At 61.5% G+C, this 14982-nt stretch carries 16 protein-coding genes, 1 tRNA gene and 1 pseudogene; 7 read left to right on the top strand and 11 right to left on the bottom strand.

The genetic code is table 11. The features are described 5' to 3' along the window. Nucleotides 1–14 precede the first annotated feature (14 nt). Entirely contained in the window at nucleotides 15–626 is a 612-nt protein-coding gene (locus tag CJZ80_RS04850) for a TetR/AcrR family transcriptional regulator (protein WP_094511070.1), read from the bottom strand. A gap of 167 nt (nucleotides 627–793) precedes the next feature. On the opposite strand from CJZ80_RS04850, the gene CJZ80_RS04845 reads away from it, so the two are divergent. Beyond that, entirely contained in the window at nucleotides 794–1411 is a 618-nt protein-coding gene (locus CJZ80_RS04845) for a glutathione S-transferase family protein (protein ID WP_094510941.1), read from the top strand. 2 nt (nucleotides 1412–1413) lie between these two features. Next, a complete protein-coding gene (locus tag CJZ80_RS04840; protein ID WP_094510940.1) occupies nucleotides 1414–2067 on the top strand; it encodes a pyridoxamine 5'-phosphate oxidase family protein in 654 nt (217 codons plus the stop codon). A gap of 267 nt (nucleotides 2068–2334) precedes the next feature. Here CJZ80_RS04840 and CJZ80_RS04835 read toward each other — a convergent pair whose 3' ends face one another. Beyond that, entirely contained in the window at nucleotides 2335–3105 is a 771-nt protein-coding gene (locus CJZ80_RS04835) for a sulfite exporter TauE/SafE family protein (protein WP_094510939.1), read from the bottom strand. Nucleotides 3106–3500: 395 nt separating this feature from the next. On the opposite strand from CJZ80_RS04835, the gene CJZ80_RS14940 reads away from it, so the two are divergent. Further along, a complete protein-coding gene (locus CJZ80_RS14940; RefSeq protein WP_144036925.1) occupies nucleotides 3501–4820 on the top strand; it encodes a hypothetical protein in 1320 nt (439 codons plus the stop codon). A 492-nt stretch (nucleotides 4821–5312) separates the two neighbouring features. Here CJZ80_RS14940 and CJZ80_RS14935 read toward each other — a convergent pair whose 3' ends face one another. The 3 genes from CJZ80_RS14935 to CJZ80_RS04820 form a co-directional block, all read right to left on the bottom strand. Further along, nucleotides 5313–5960 (bottom strand): hypothetical protein, encoded by a 648-nt coding sequence (locus tag CJZ80_RS14935; protein ID WP_144036924.1) that lies wholly within the window; start codon nucleotides 5958–5960, stop codon nucleotides 5313–5315. Nucleotides 5961–6037: 77 nt separating this feature from the next. Then, entirely contained in the window at nucleotides 6038–6256 is a 219-nt protein-coding gene (locus CJZ80_RS15605) for an integrase core domain-containing protein (protein WP_233132816.1), read from the bottom strand. 52 nt (nucleotides 6257–6308) lie between these two features. Beyond that, the gene (locus CJZ80_RS04820) at nucleotides 6309–6755 is read right to left on the bottom strand and encodes a zincin-like metallopeptidase domain-containing protein (RefSeq protein ID WP_233132815.1); all 447 of its coding nucleotides are present in this window, start codon (nucleotides 6753–6755) and stop codon (nucleotides 6309–6311) included. A 57-nt stretch (nucleotides 6756–6812) separates the two neighbouring features. Between CJZ80_RS04820 and CJZ80_RS04815 the strand changes: the two genes are divergently transcribed. Beyond that, a complete protein-coding gene (locus tag CJZ80_RS04815; RefSeq protein WP_233132814.1) occupies nucleotides 6813–7055 on the top strand; it encodes a hypothetical protein in 243 nt (80 codons plus the stop codon). Here CJZ80_RS04815 and CJZ80_RS04810 read toward each other — a convergent pair. Then, the gene (locus tag CJZ80_RS04810; RefSeq protein WP_094510937.1) at nucleotides 6992–9583 is read right to left on the bottom strand and encodes a bifunctional diguanylate cyclase/phosphodiesterase; all 2592 of its coding nucleotides are present in this window, start codon (nucleotides 9581–9583) and stop codon (nucleotides 6992–6994) included. The two genes, CJZ80_RS04815 and CJZ80_RS04810, sit on opposite strands and share 64 nt — an antisense overlap. Before the next feature lie 157 nt (nucleotides 9584–9740). Between CJZ80_RS04810 and CJZ80_RS04805 the strand changes: the two are divergent. Continuing rightward, nucleotides 9741–9845 (top strand): annotated as a pseudogene (locus tag CJZ80_RS04805) (GTP-binding protein); the annotation flags it as partial. 614 nt (nucleotides 9846–10459) lie between these two features. On the opposite strand, the gene CJZ80_RS04800 reads toward CJZ80_RS04805, so the two are convergent. From CJZ80_RS04800 to CJZ80_RS04790, 5 genes are all read right to left on the bottom strand, one after another. Continuing rightward, entirely contained in the window at nucleotides 10460–11680 is a 1221-nt protein-coding gene (locus CJZ80_RS04800; protein WP_233132813.1) for an EAL domain-containing protein, read from the bottom strand. A gap of 1060 nt (nucleotides 11681–12740) precedes the next feature. Next, nucleotides 12741–12929 (bottom strand): transposase, encoded by a 189-nt coding sequence (locus CJZ80_RS15600; RefSeq protein WP_233132812.1) that lies wholly within the window; start codon nucleotides 12927–12929, stop codon nucleotides 12741–12743. A 272-nt stretch (nucleotides 12930–13201) separates the two neighbouring features. Continuing rightward, nucleotides 13202–13717, bottom strand: coding sequence for an IS3 family transposase (locus CJZ80_RS15595; RefSeq protein ID WP_233132811.1), 516 nt, complete (start codon nucleotides 13715–13717; stop codon nucleotides 13202–13204). A 19-nt stretch (nucleotides 13718–13736) separates the two neighbouring features. Continuing rightward, entirely contained in the window at nucleotides 13737–13871 is a 135-nt protein-coding gene (locus CJZ80_RS15785) for a hypothetical protein (RefSeq protein ID WP_255374110.1), read from the bottom strand. 339 nt (nucleotides 13872–14210) lie between these two features. Next, nucleotides 14211–14294, bottom strand: a tRNA-Leu gene (locus tag CJZ80_RS04790). 41 nt (nucleotides 14295–14335) lie between these two features. Between CJZ80_RS04790 and ndhL the strand changes: the two genes are divergently transcribed. After that, complete coding sequence (gene ndhL, locus CJZ80_RS04785; protein WP_158217430.1) at nucleotides 14336–14584, top strand: NAD(P)H-quinone oxidoreductase subunit L; 249 nt, start codon at nucleotides 14336–14338, stop codon at nucleotides 14582–14584. Continuing rightward, on the top strand, nucleotides 14581–14916 hold the full coding sequence (locus CJZ80_RS04780; protein WP_094510934.1) for a DUF3007 family protein: 336 nt from the start codon (nucleotides 14581–14583) through the stop codon (nucleotides 14914–14916). Before ndhL ends, CJZ80_RS04780 begins: the two co-directional genes overlap by 4 nt. Nucleotides 14917–14982 lie beyond the last annotated feature (66 nt).

Below are 14982 nucleotides of genomic sequence, written 5' to 3'. Positions count from 1 at the left end.
GGGCAGGCTTGCTCTCAAGCGGCGTTGAGGAGAACCGCGGCCGCTTCCCTGGCGTGGATGGCAGCTCTGGAATCGCGCTCCAGGAAGCACAGCACCAGGGCACCCTCCAGTAAGAGGTGAAGGTGTGAGGCGAGGCGCTCTGGATCAGCGACGCCCAGGTCGCGGCATTGCCCTGTCAGCAGCTCCCGGCAGCCGGCCTTGAAGGCTTCCGCGGCCTGGCGTGGACGATCACCTGCGTCGGGGTATTCGCTGGCCGCTTTGATGAACAGGCAGCCGTGGAAGGTGGGTGAGCGGACCCAATCGGCCAGCCAGTCGAACACCGCCAGAACCCGGCCATGGCTTCCCCCCTGTGCCTGCGTGAGGCGGGTGGTGAGGCTGCTGGTGATCTGGCCGGCCAGGCGCTCGAGCACGGCGGCGATCAGCTCTTCCTTCGAGCCGAACTGCTTGTACAGGGTCATCTTGGCTACGCCAGCTTCGGCGAGCAGCGTGTCGATCCCCACGGCCCGGTAGCCCTGGCGGGCAAACAGCTCCTGGGCCGTGTTCAACAGGTCTTCGCGCTTGGCCGAGGCCCTGGCCGTACGGGTTCTGTCTGGTGCTGGCTTGGTGCTGGCGGCCCTCTCAGCCATGGCGGTCACGATCTGAGCCAACCCTAGGCGATAGACAGAACAGTCTGCTAACTTTCTGGTGTTCAGACAGGTCGGTCTACTTCCGGTGGACCGGGTTTCGGTTCTGTTCCGGGGCCTTGCCTCTCCCCTGCTTCTGCGCGCGCCTCCACCCCACTGCTCACTTCACCATGCTTCGTCTCCACGGCCATGAACTCTCCGGCAACAGCGCCAAGGTGCGCCTCCTGCTCGACCTTCTTGGCGTGCCCTACGAGTGGGTGCGTGTCGATCTGATGAAGGGAGAACACAAGCAGCCGCCCTTCCTGGCGCTCAACCCCTTCGGCCAGGTACCCGTTCTGGAAGAGGGGGCCAGCGTCCTTTCCGACGCCCAGGCGATCCTTTACTACCTGGCAGTCCGACAAGGGGATGGTCAGTGGCTTCCCGTCGACCCTTACGAGCAGGCCAAGGTGGTGCGCTGGCTCTCCACGGCCGCCGGTGAGGTACGGCAAGGCCCAGAAAACGCCCGCCTGTTTCACCGCTTCGGGGTGAAAAGCCTTTCGATCGAGCGCGCCCGGGAGAAGTCCAGCTTCATCCTCGGACAACTCGACCGGCACCTGAGCGATCGCCAGTGGCTGGAGCTGGAACGGCCGACGATCGCGGACATCGCTGTGTTCCCCTACATCGCTTTGGCAGGAGAGGGGGGGATCGGTCTCACGCCCTATCCCGATGTCCTGGCCTGGATCCGGCGGATTCAGGCGCTGCCGGGCTACGCCCCGATCGCGGGCCTTGATGCAGAGCTGAGCCTGTAGCCATGACCGAGCACTACCTGCATCGCCATCTCACTCCCGCGGTGGCTGCGGCGCAGTTCCAGGCCTACGGGCAGAGCCAGGCTGGCCCGATGGCACCGCAACCGGATCGGCTGGGGGCACGGGAGGTCGCTTTCATCAGTGCCCGCGACAGTTTCTATCTCGCCAGCCTCACCGAATCAGGCGCCCCCTATATCCAGCACCGAGGTGGGCCGGTGGGCTTCCTGCGGGTGATTGATGAGCGCACCCTGGGATTTGCCGATTACGCCGGCAACAGGCAACTGCTCTCCACCGGTCATGTGCGAGCCGATCCACGGGTGGCCCTGTTCCTGATGCATTACCGCGCCAGGCGACGGCTCAAAATCGATGCTGAGGCTGAAGAGGTTCCGCTTCACGTGAATCCAGCGCCAAACCAGGCGACGTGGCTGCGGCCGCAGGATGCTGAGGCCGGTGCAGTGGAGCGCCTGTTTCGCCTCAAGGTGGTGGCCTTCGACTGGAACTGCCCCCAATTCATCACGCCCCGCTTCACGGCAACAGACGTGGAGGAGCGGGAACGGGCTCTGCGCGAGCGCATCGCCACCCTTGAGCAGCAACTGCTTGAACGTCAACGCCCCGCAAGGGATCAAAGCCAGCAAGGAGAGGAACTCCGGGATGGCTGATGGCGCCATGATGACTGCCGGCAACAAGGCCGTCCAGCCACTGGCCTCTCGGTGAGCGGTGCTTCTCGCTCACTCAACAACGTCACGGACGGCGGCCTCTGCAGTGCCACTTCACCTCAATCGACCTTGCGTTGTGCCGGTTGCTCAGAAGCCAAACACCCAGCTGGAGCAGCCCAGGATGGCTTGCCCCTTGAGCTGCTCGGTACCAACCCGCGCCACGGGCGGGAGCATCAACCTGGGCGCGCTGCAGAGCTAGACGACCAGGCTTCAGGCAGGGCGGTGCAGGAAGTGCTGGCTGATCTGGATCAGTTCCCCCGCGATCACCACCACCAACAGGCGAAACACCCAGACCCGGGCGGCCGGCAACAGGGCGAGGCGAGCAGCCAGCATGCCGCCGCCGATGCTGCCGAATGCCATGGCGCCGCCGGGCAGCCAGGCCACATGGCCATCGCGGGCAAACACCAGCAGAGACACCAGGGTGGTTGGAATCAGTACCAGGTTCTTGACGGCGTTGGCCGCCGTGAGGGGGAGGCGCACCACCAGCACGAGAGCCAGGAGAAGGTAAGTGGCGCCGTCGAGCACGATGAACCCCACCCAGGTGCCGATGCCGAAGAAGATCAGCGCTTCCTTGAGACTGAACCGGGCCGATTCCTGGGGCGGCTGGTTCAGGGCGGCCTTCAGTTTGGTGAACAGCAGGATCAGGGCCACCAGTACGGCAGCCGTGATCGCCAGCCCCAGATTCCGCGCCGGTATCGCATCGGCCAGCAAGGCACCAGCCACACTGCCGAGCGTCGCCGGGCCGGCCACCCGCAGGGCCATCCGCCAGGGCAGGGCACCGGCTTGCGCGAAGGTGGCAACGGCCGTGGTGCAGCCCACGATCACCGGCAGGCGGTTGGTGGCGTTGGCCATCTCCGGATCCATGCCCAGGGAGATCAGCATCGGCAGGCTCACCGCAGACCCGCTGGAGGCCAGGGTGTTCAGAAAGGCGCAGACGGCCCCGGCCAGGCTGACGAGGCTGTAGTCCATCCAACCAGTCATTCGCCGAGGTCAGCAATCGCTGCCTGGAGTCTGGCTCCTGTTGGCTGGGAGGCTCTCGCATCCCGTGGCCGGGTCCGTCAAGGGAGCCGCTTGTCCATGCAAAACCCTTGGCGGACCTGGCTGCAGATCCAGAGGTGCAGCCAACGAACACCCTGCCTACCGCGTGACGGCCTGCGGTATCGGGCGCAGCGGCCATGGAACCGTAGCTTTAACCAACGCGTTGGCTTGATCCTCAGTTGAGCTCGTAGGCGTCAAAGCCCGGCAGTTCCTCGACTTGCTCCAGCAAGAATCAAGGGAACATGTAGCTGAGAGTACAGAATCAATAATCTGCTAAAATTAGAAAGTATTAATAAGGAGAAGGTTTGGAACTGAGGAAGTCCGTTGTTCTCCTCGCCATGGCGCTCGGCCTGCTTCATGCAACCGCCAAGGCCGAACCGATCACCTTCTTCGTCGGTGCGGATCCACAGTACAGTTTTGGTGATGATGCCCTAGCCACTGAAACAGGCTTGCGCGCAGCCCGTATCTTGAATCATTGCACGGACTGTAGCAAGGTCCTCGTTGTTGCTGGTGATCTGTCCCACGACAAACCCGACAAAGCCCGAAAATACGGCGAAGTATTCCATCTCCCAATCGAGAAACTCGGCATCAAGGTATTTGATGGCCTTGGCAATCATGATAACGATAACTTCGCTGATGACTGGGTGAGTTTCGACAGTCCACGAGGTTTGTACCATATGGGCTCCCTTGCTTCCGACGACCGGGCCAAGCCAATGAGCTTGCAGGAGATTGAGGAGCATAACTTTGTTGCCCCTAGATTTTTAGGCTGGCGTGTCTACGATCTATTCCTTAGTCAGATTGACAATGAAGAAAAACCTTCTCAGGATGACATTATCTGGAGAGCCGCTACTTCTCTTAAGGATAGCAGATATAACAATATGCTGACGAGTTGCGGCTCCTTCGGATACGGTGATGCTTGGTACTGCATGAATGAGGATGCCTATTACTACGCGATTGAGCTCAATAAGCCAACATATAACTTCTCATTCAACTTGAATTTCTGGAGTACACCAAATCCGAAACCGGGTGTTCTCTTGGTCCAGCTGCACAACGAGCTTTACTCGACGACCTCTACGAGATACCTCAAAAGAATTCGAGATAAGCTATCCAGTGAAGGACGCCTGGACCTACCGGTAATCCTCTTTTCCCACAGGTTAGATGGCACAATGTCACCAGAGTTTGAGCAAGTTGCAGCAGACATGAACATCGCTGCTGTTATCCATGGGCACTACGGATGTGACAACCGCAGCTCACCCGAGAAGCTCAACGGGCACTGTGACGCCAGTAACACATGGGATGACCTTAGAAACTGGAAACAGGAGATCTACAATCGCAACAGAGTTAATGTACCCATCATTGATGTCAATGCGCTGCTGTACGGCATCTTTTGGGCAGTCCAGATTGATCCCAGCAAGGGAACGATTGGCTTTGTCCGATTTAACTCGAAAGAAATGATGGTGGAAAGCGGACGTGGTGGGAAGAGCTTCATTTCGTTGGAAACTGGTACGTTCGCGGATCTCATGACTCAGGTATTTCGAAACAATCCTAGTGCAATCAACATCCCGCGAAGGAAGAACGCCATCATGAAATGTGACTATGAAGCAGGTAGGGCGAATGCCAGCAATAATAAATACTCAGTTGCCAATTGCAGTTACTAATCATCTTTCCACGTTAATTCTGTCACCGTCTCTCTATTGGTCAGGCTCATTTTAGTAATGGACATGTAAGCTCTCGAGAATTGTTATTGTCAAGCCAAGATTGGCGCTACAAGACTGGCGCTAGTGGGCCCCGCAGGCGCGGGTCTCCAGCAGGCCCCCTCATCAAGGGGTTCCGCCAGAGGTCGCTAGGGCAGCTTCCAGTTGCCTTCGCAGCGGCGCAGTTCCAGCTCGATGGCGAGCCGGCGAGGAAAGGATTGCGGGGGCCAGGTCAATGCCACCAACCAGCGCAGGTGACGCGTGTGGCGGTAGGGCCACTTCCAGCAGGAGATCTAGAACGAGCGGCTATTCATGGCTGAGGCGCCAAAGAACACACCCTGCCCACCGGGTTACGGTCAGCGGTGTCTGGCGCAGCAGCTACGGAACTGCCGGTGCAAAAAATGCACTGAAGAAATGCACTGACAGCTCCGTCAGATGAAGCTCTTGTTGACCACCTCAGACCCTAGTGGCTGGAATCATTTCGGGCTTGGAATGCTTGAGGCGCTTGCGGAGTTTCCGGCTCCAAAAGAAGGCAGCACCAGCGCCGAGAACAGGGAGCGGGCCTGGGACGATGTAGCTGTAGTGGCCGACCACCGTTGCTGTGGTGTTGCCATTAATATCGCTTACGAGGATATTTCCTGTGCGATCTGTGGTGGCAATGGGAAAAGGCGTCAGGTTGAACGTCGATAGTCCGGAGAATGCAGTTTGCCCTGCGATGAAGGTCTGGGTTTGATTGCCACAACAGGTAAGGCGCAGACCGCCATCAGGCGAAACAGCATTAGGCTGAGCAGCGGAAAGAATGCCGTATCGATAATTAGATTGATTGGCTGCGAAACTGCCGGGAGTTAATGAGGCAAATCGTAAGCTGCCTAAGAGTGTTCCCTCGAACACCACGGCAAAACCCTGGCCGGTGGAATTAGCCAAGGCCGGAGCAAGGGTTCCAGAGAACGTAACGGCTGCTGGATTAGAAGCGTCGATGATGACCTGGAACTGCGATGGCGAGGCTTCAGCCCTTCCAGATGCCAGTAAGATGGCAAGCGAATAAACCCCAAAGGAAGCGTTGCGGGTAAAGCGCTGGAGATCCAAAGATTTAGATAAAGTCAACACCACACCATCTTAACTGTATTCATCTTTTTTTCAGAACCGCCGCGCCAGCCCGGTGACGGCAGATCTCCACAGAATCACCGTTGTGGCGCTGATGGGGTGTCACGAATGTGATCCCCGTGTGGCGGGTGCCGGTGGTTGTACCAGTCCACAAACGAGGTCACCCACTGGCAGGCGGCCTCCTTGCTGGTGAATGGCCGGCTGGGGTAGTCAGGCCGGTATTTGGCCGTGCGGAACAGGGATTCGGAGTAGGGGTTGTCGTTGGATACCCGTGGCCTGGAGAAGGATCTGAGCACTCCCAGCTCCTCCAGCCGGCTCTCCAGCGTGGCGGCATGTATGGCATTGCCGTTACTGGCATGTAGGGTCAGTCTCTGCTGGCGTCCCTTGCTTATCCCCTCTCTGAAGTAGAACCAGCTCCACCGCACGCCTCACCTCTCCGAGCACCTGGTACAGCAACTGCGGAGTCTCCTTAAGCAACTCAACCCAGTGGTCGAGGTAGGCCGCGTGGTTTTCGATCGCGCTGCCAATCTCCAGCTGGTCCCCCAGCAGCACTGAACCAAGTTCCGCCACCAGTTCCTCTCGGGCATAGGCCTTCGAGCCGAACCGCCCGCTCAGGTCCCGCTGGAGGCGGCTGGCGTGCCCGGTGGAGTGGATCACCTCATGCGCCCAGGTGGCGTAGAACCCAGCAGCAGAACGAACGGCAGCCCGCTCCGGTAGCTGGATCCGATCGATCTGGGGTAGGTAACAGGCCCGCTCGCCGCCATAGCTGACGGGAACCGGCCAGGCACCCAGCACCGCTTCTGCTGCAGCCAGGCGTTCCGGTTGACTGCACTCCGCCCCAGCAGCTTCTGCTTGCCTCTGCGCCACCCAACCAGCCAGAGCGTCACCTTCATGGTCGATCCGGCCGCCCTGCGGTTCAGCAGCAACGGTCTGGTGATCGATGGCGGCACGGTGGTGCTGGCCAGCGCGGGCACGCTGCTGCGGCGCTGCCTGGTGATTGCCCTGCCCCTGGGGCTGGTGCGGCTGGGGCGTTACGCCGGCCCTGACGGCGGCCTGGCGGAGAGCGCCGCCTGTGAACCCGATCCGCTGCTGTAGCGGGCCAGGACGCCCTCGACCGAGAGGGGACTGCAGTAAAGGAAGCCTTGAAAGAAGCGCAGGCCGAGGTTCTGCAGCAACACCAGGGTGTCGGGGTTGTCGACCCCTTCCGCCACCAGATCAAGCTCCATGCGGCTGGCCAGGCCAGCGATCATGGTGACGATCTGATTGGCGAAGGGGTTGACGTGCATCGCCGTCACGAATGATTTGTCGATCTTGAGGCCGTTGGGCTTGAGGGTGATGAGCAGGTTGAGCGAGGAATACCCGATGCCGAAGTCGTCGAGGGCCAGGCGCACCCCCTGGTCCTGAAGCAGGCGGATGTTGCCAGCCACGGTGTCGGTGGACTCCAGCACCGAGCGTTCGGTGATCTCCAAAGTGAGGAGGTGGAAGGGGATCCCCTCCCAGGCGAGCAGGCCCAGCAGCCGATCCACAATGTTGGGGTGCGAGAGTTGCGACGGGGTGACGTTGACGGCGAGCTGGAGCTCCGGGCCGAGCTGCTGGCGCAGGCGCACGAAGCCCTCGATCGCAAGGCGCACCAGTTCCTCGCCGAGGATGTCCATTTGGCGGTAGCGCTCCGCCAGGGCGATGAACACCTCCGGTGAAACATCGCCCTGCTGGGGGTGGTGCCAGCGGGCCAAGGCTTCCACGCCGTGGATGGTGTCGGAGCCATCGACGATCGGCTGGAACAGCATGCGCAGCTCACCCTGGCGCAGGGCCCGCATCAGGTCGGAATAGAGGCTGTAGTCGTCGAGCTCGGTGGTGGCGGCGTTGGCTTCGAAGATGGAGATGCGGCTGTGCTTGTGCTGCTTCGCCTGGTACATGGCGATGTCGGAGCGCTTGATGCACGCCTCGATGTCGGTTTCGTCGGGCTCCACCGTGGCGATGCCGATGCTGAGGCTGATCTCGATCGAGACCCCTGCCACCTGAAAGCTGTCTTCGAAGGCCTTGGCCACCCGCTGGGCCAACTGGCGGGCCTGGCTGCGCAGGTCGCCGCCAGAGCGGTCGGGACCGGCGTACGGGGCCATGAGGATGGCGAACTCGTCACCGCCGTAGCGGGCGAGGAAATCACCGCCGCGGATCTGATCCTGGAGCCGCTGGGCGGTGATCACCAGGGCGGCATCGCCGGCATCGTGGCCGTAGGTGTCGTTGATGTTCTTGAACTTGTCGACATCCACGAACAGGATCGCGGAGGCCTGGCGGCTGCGGTGGGCCCGCTGCACTTCGATCTGAAGCTGCTCGATGAAGTAGCGACGATTGGGCAGCTGGGTGAGCGAATCGAACAGAGCGAGCGAGCGGGCCGACCGCAGAAAATGCTGAAAGCGGTCCGCCACCTCGGCGAGCCTGGACTCCATGGTGGCCGCCTCATGCTCGGGTAACAGGAGCGGATCGCTGTCTGGGGCGGTTTCTATTCCGCTGTGGATCAGCCGGGCCAGCACGTGCGTTTCGGAGGGCCCATCGGGGAGGCCCTCGGGCCCCTTCCCCACCCCCTCCAGCAGGGCGTCGAGGTCGCGGCAGGCCCGGCGGATGCGCTGGGCGGCGCGGCGCTCCACCTTGCACCGCAGTACCTTCTGCCGCCGCCGCTCCAGCACCAGGAGGATGCGGAAGACGAGCAGGCCGGCGACAATGGCAAGGATCAGCAGAAGATCGTCGGCCAGGGAGCGGGCCACAATGGGCAGCACCGGTTGGCGGCGCAGGCCGAGCCGCTGGCGATCGTTGGAGTGGATTGGCGGTTCCACCAGTTCGACACCGGCGCGGGCGGCCGCGGCGTCGTCGTCCGTAGCCATGAACTGCACGGCCTCCCCGAGCTGGCTGAGGCTGCCGCTGAGGTTGGGGCCGTAGTCGGATTTGAGCAGCGGTTCGAACAACACCAGGGCGCCGCGGGCGGGCCGCAGGCTGGCGTTATCGGTGAGAGGCGTGATCACACCCATGTAGAGCTGGCCGTCGTCGCTGGGGCAAGCGAGGCGGCGGAAGCTGTTCAGCGTGACGAGGGCGGGCAGCTGATCGCGGGCGCAGCGGATCAGCTCCTGCGGCATACCGCCACCGACTCCATGGCTGTTGGTGGTGGCCGCATGGCGGCGGCGGATGCCGCGGCTGTAGGTGAGCAGGGTCTTGCCGCCGGGGCCGAAGATCACCATGCGGGCCTCGCCATCGAACAGCGAGGTGCTGGCCACGTCGAGGCTGACGAAGCCGGGATTGCGGCCGGCGGCGAACTCGTAGGCGTCGTCCCAGTGGCCCCAGTCGAAGACGGTGCGCTTGACGCTCAGCAGCGCCGCCATCACCACCTCCAGCTGTTCACGGCGCTGGGTGTCTTTTTCAATCCTGATGTTGTCACTGCGCCGGGCGATCTCTAGGCCGAGCAGCGGGGTGAGCAGCAGCAGGGCGGCCAGGCCGGGCAGGCGGGCTTTGGCCCGGTTCAGCGAGTGCCGCTCGTCTTTCCACCAGGAGTGCAGCAGAGACCACGGGCGCTGCCGCTGCCACAGAGAGGGAAGTCGCCGTGGCTTGAGAAGTGCCCCGAGCAGAGGATGCATCCATGCCTTGCCCCGGAGCCAAGCCTAAGGAGGTCGGACGGTTCGGGCCCGGCCGCCTTAGGCCTGCGGGTCGAGCCAACCGGAGCGTGGGAACACCGACGGGCATACATCCGCGCAGGAGCCGGACGGGATGGCAGGTTCGAGGTGAGGACAGTGGCCGGCACGGTTCTGCAGAAACTTCTGCATCATCGCCAACATCGACCACGGCAAATCGACCCTGGCCGACCGCCTGTTGCAGGACAACGGCACCGTGGCGGCAAGGGCGTTCTACAGCCCCTCTGAGAGGGCGACAAACCTTTCACCGCCGTGGATGACCTGGCCGTAGGCCAGCCGCTCCAGGCTAGGCGGTAGTGGAACAGCAGGTGCGGAAACGGCTTTCCCCGCCGGGTGATCTCCACACGTTTGACCTTGGTGAAGTCGCAGAACCCGATCTCGCCGGGCTGGTAGGCCAGCGGGAACATCACCTCGGGTGTTGGGCCATGGAGGGCCTTCCAGTGCTGCACCCGTCGCTGCAGGGTGCGGTTGAGTGAACTCCAGTCCTGATCTGGCTTTACTCCTGCAGGTGTTCCAACACGGTGGTGGGTGTCAGGGCAGGGTGGCGTTCCAGCAGCGGGAGTAGCAGCGGATCCCAGACCTCGGCCAACGGGTCTGGACGTCGACGTCCAGGGGGTTTGGCGGCTTTGGGTTGCAGCCGGCCTGAATCAATCCGGTGGGCACTGCTCACCCAAATGCCCGCCGGAGCGGCGGCCACCTCTTGGCGGCGGCCGGCTCGTCGTTTGGACACGTACAGCGCAATCTGTTAGGTGGTGAGGGGAGCAGGCATGACCCGGTGCCCTGCGCATGGCAACCGGATTCAGCTGAACCACTCCAGAGCGGTCAACCTGTTTGGCGCGAACCCTCAACCAGATTGTCGTCGGACAGACGTTGATCAATGCAGAGCACGAAGGAAGTGCCGCTGGCGTGCTCCAGCCTCATGGCCAGGGTGCGGCAGGGCTGGCCGGTGGCCAAGCTGATGTAAGTGTCAGTGATGTACTGATGGAGACCGGTGTCAATCAAGCTGAAGAAGTACTCCTTGTTGGCGTGGTCGGTGCCCCGCGTGGCGGGCGTGAACAGGCGGTTCCCGGACGGGCGTAGCCCCCTGCCCAGGTGTGTGTTGCTGATCTGCAGGCCGTCCCCGTCGAGCAGGTAGGCCGCTTCGATGGCGGTGTTGCTACTCACCCAGTTGGCAAGGCCGCTGTCGAACGCGCTGGCAGCGCTGTGGCGTAGGCGTTCACATCCTGCGAGGGCCAGAGTGATCAAATCGAAGCTCTCCTTGTGCCGGGCCTGGATGGTGGCCACGGCCTTGGCCCGCTGGCGGCAGGCGGCTTCCATCAGCGCTGGCTGCAGGACCGCCAAGTGCAGATCCGCCGATGGCTTGGCGCGCGCAAAGTGATAACCCTGAAAGAACTCCGCTCCGAGGGCGGCGCATGTGTCCAGTTCTGCCTGGGTTTCCACCCCTTCGGCCACCACCAGGGTGCCGATGGTCTTTCCGAGTAGGACCAGTGACTTCATGGTTTCCTGTTTGAAGAAGTCGCTTTCGACTCCGGCGATGAGACTGCGGTCGATCTTGATGATGTGGGGCCGCAATTCGGCGATGCGGGGCAGGTTGCTGTGGCCGGTTCCCATGTCGTCGATAGCGATCAGGAAACCGAGTTCACGATGGCGCTCCACGAAGCGCTTCAGGGTCACCGTGTTTTGCACTTTGGTTTCGTTGAGCTCGATCACGATGTCACTGGGTTCCAGACCCGTGGCCAGGGTGGCCTCAAGCAGAGCTCCAGAGCCCTCCACCCCCTCGTCGATCAATGAGCTTTCGAAGTTGAGAAACAGAAAGGGTCGCAGGGACCGGGGCAGGTTGAGATCCCGGTAACGCTCCATGGCAAGGGTGCGGCAGCGGCGATCGAGTGCCAGCAGCCTGCCTTCCTTGCGGGCCTGGGCGAACAGCTGTCCGACACCCATGTGCTTCGGTCGCGCGAGGGCCTCGAGGCCCACGACAGCGGTTTGCTTGAGGGAGATGATTGGTTGAAAGTGAATGTCCAGCTGATCCGATCGAGGGTCCATATTCCCTTCGATCGATGTTTGCAAAGGCTCAGCATGATCCATGGAGTGCGCATGATGGCTGACTGCGGTGGTAGCCATCAGCAATGAACCCTAGCGGTTTTCCTGCAACATCGCTATCAGCCTTGCCGAAGGAGGATTCGCCGATGGCTATTCCTTCCGTGGTTTGAGGGTACCTATCTCTGATCTGACTTCTCCACGATTTGCCCCAGCAGGCGACTTCAGCGACGGCCCTGTCCCCCTCGAGTGACACGAGCCTGACTCGGTTCCGATGGGCTCGAGATCCAAGCAGTTGAATGGACCCTGGCTATCGGTCCAAGGACGAAACCCTTCCGGTGCTATGGCGATGGGTGCTCTCCCTGGATAAGACCTGGGAGGTCGCCCGGTTTCAGGAAAGATGTCACCCTTCTCATTCGTACACCCGGGGGCTTGAGGATATGACCAATGCAGCTGAGGTTGTGAACCCACTGGATCTGCATGGGCACGAATCAGCTCCCTTCACGGGCCTGCTCGCTAGCCGAATATCTCGGGCAGGAGACAGTCCGGCGGGGTTATCTTGATACGACTGGACGCTCGATCGGGGTGGTCGATGATGGGGCCAATTGTGAACCAACGTTTGCTCTGGATGACTGCGAGGTCAGTTTGCTCTTCCCCAGCCCAAACCCAGTCGGGAAACGCGGATGACAACAAGTCGTGAGGGGCGTCCGCTGCAACAGGGTCAAGAATGAATACTGGGTCTGGAATTCATTGATCCCCTCAACCCACCAAGGCAGTACCTTGTCTGTTGAAGCTAGGAGGCTGCTGAATACCTCTACAGAAGCCGGGTGATTCTGGGTGAACGCGGTCAATCGATGTTTTCCTGCGCCCCGGAATGAAACCGCCAGCCGATATACGGCTGGAACTGTCTCCTTGTTGATCGTTACAAGGTGCCGATAGGAGGTCCGAAACGCGTTTCTTCAGCCTCCTAGATGCAATGCCAAGCCTTGTTGTGCTTGAAGAGGTGCCAATCATGGCGGCTACCGCTTCAAGTGCACGAATCATTGCTGGTTGAGGTGGGTGCCTCTTACTGGACAGATCTGGCCCCTGACATCGTTAACTCCGGGCGGGAGGAACAGGGTTCGATCTCAGCGTAGACCTCATGGGGAGTTCTGCCTCCCAGGGAGCTGTGTGGCCTTACATGGCAGTACCTCCACAGGAATCGGGCCAGGCTGATTTCAGCCTCCCAGCCATCGCTGTAGGCGTGCAGGTGCACCTCTACTCGGCTTCGCCGAGAAGCCTGCGGCCACGTACTTGACCGTCCGCCACAGCCTCTCCACCAGGATGTTGTCGTAGCAGCGCTTCCCTCCTCACCAGCTGATCTGAATGGCTTCAGCCTGCAGCCTGACCACGAAGTCACCAGAGGTGAACTGAAAGCCCTGGTCGGAGTGGAAGATCTCTGGCTTGCGATCACCGTCAAGCGCCATCTCCAAGGCATCCAGGCAGAACTCCGTGTCAAGGCTGTACCGCATTCGCGGAAGCCAAAGGCTACGAGAGCTTCCAGCTGCGTACGTCTCTGGAGAAAAGGTCCACGATTGCCACCAGGTAGAGGAATCCCTTCTGCAGCGGGATGTAGGTGATGTCGGTCGCCCAGACCTGATCCACCCGGGTGACCTGCTTGAGATCCACCAGGCAGGGAAACCGCTCCGATGGCTTGCCGGGCACGGTGGTGCGGGGCTTCTGGTAGATCGCCCGTAAACCCGTGCGACGCATGAGGTTTCGCACCCGGTCACGGCTGATCGGGATCCCCTCTCTGGCCAGGTAGTCCACCAACCGGCGGCTGCCGCTGCAGGGATCCTCCAGGTAGAGGGCGTCAATCCTGGCCATGATCCGCAGGGTCGATTCCCGCACCGCAGTTGGCTGGTAGTAGAGCGTGGACCTGGGGAGGCTCAGCAGCGCACATTGCCTGCCGATGTTGAACTCTGGATGGTCGTGATCGACCAGCTTGCGCAGTTCACGGGCATCAGAGCAGCTGAGACTTTTTTTGAGCCACTCCAGCTCCATCTGCAGCTTGCCGTAGCCGTCAGGCTTCTGCGCAGCAGTACTGCTGGAAGAGCTCCGCCTCCTTGACCTGGCTCTCGTCCTTGTCCATGGCCTTCTTGCCCCGGGTGAACAGCTCACTTGCACCATCCAGCAGCTGTCTCTTCCACTGACTCACCTGGATCGGGTGGATGGCGTGACCTCCTGGATCGTCTTGCGGCCACTGATCGCCTCCATGGCGACTCTGGCCTTGAACTCGGGGCTGTGGGTGCGGCGCTTGCTCATTGGTGAGAGCCCCCTTTCAAGGGTGGTGCCACCCCTCAGAGGTTAACGATGGGCGCTGTCCAGAAAAACCAGTCCACCTCAGACGTCTTTGCCTGCCAAAGGCACCGTGCCAAAAACCGTGCCTAGCTCGCTCCCTTTTGGGTGTTTTCGTGCCTAACCAGTGCCTAGTGGGTCCCGACCCCTGCGGACAGGCTATTTCGTAAATGCCAGTTACCGGAAGGGATCTGACCGATGGGGGCAGGGGGACTTGAACCCCCACAGCCTTGCGGCCTGCGGATTTTAAGTCCGCTGCGTCTACCGGTTCCGCCATGCCCCCGCGTACTGATCCTAGATTTGCCGCACCCTGCCTCTTCCTCCGTGCCGTTGCCCGGGTTTCTCAGCACCCTGCCGCTTGACACCCTGCTGGTGCTCGGTGCCTACCTGCTGCTTGGCGGGGCCTATCTGGTGGTGGTGCCGCTGGTCCTCTTCTTCTGGATGAACAAGCGCTGGATGGTGATGGGCAAGATCGAGCGCACGGCCGTCTACGGCCTGGTGTTCCTGTTCTTCCCGGGCATGATCGTGTTTTCGCCCTTCCTCAACTTCAGGCTTGCCGGCCAGGGCGAATGACGCGCGGCCAGGCACTGCTGCTTGGGCTTGGCGTGTTCGGCCTCGGTGGCCTTGGCTACTGGGGGTTCAAGGCGGCCGGCTTCGAGGGCTTTTCGGCCGGCATCGCCGCCGAGGCTGTTCTGATCTTGATCGTGCTCGGCTGGACGGGCAGTTACCTGCTGCGGGTGGTCACCGGCAAGATGACCTTCATGGAGCAGCGCCGCCAGTACCGCGCCGGCTACGACGCCATCACCGCCGAGCAGCTCCAGAAGGAGTTCGACGCCCTCAGCCCTGCCGAGCAGGAACGCCTGCTGCGTGAGATCGGCCAGCTCAAGGACGACGCCAGTCTTTGAGCCAGCGCGGCTGAGGCATTGGGCCCAGGGCTTGCTGGGACGTCCTGCCAGCGACCCCATAGGCTC

The organism is Synechococcus sp. MW101C3, assembly GCF_002252635.1.
Taxonomy (GTDB): Bacteria; Cyanobacteriota; Cyanobacteriia; order PCC-6307; family Cyanobiaceae; genus MW101C3.
Note: the sequence above shows the minus strand (reverse complement) of the source record. Positions and strands in the feature narration are given on the sequence as shown.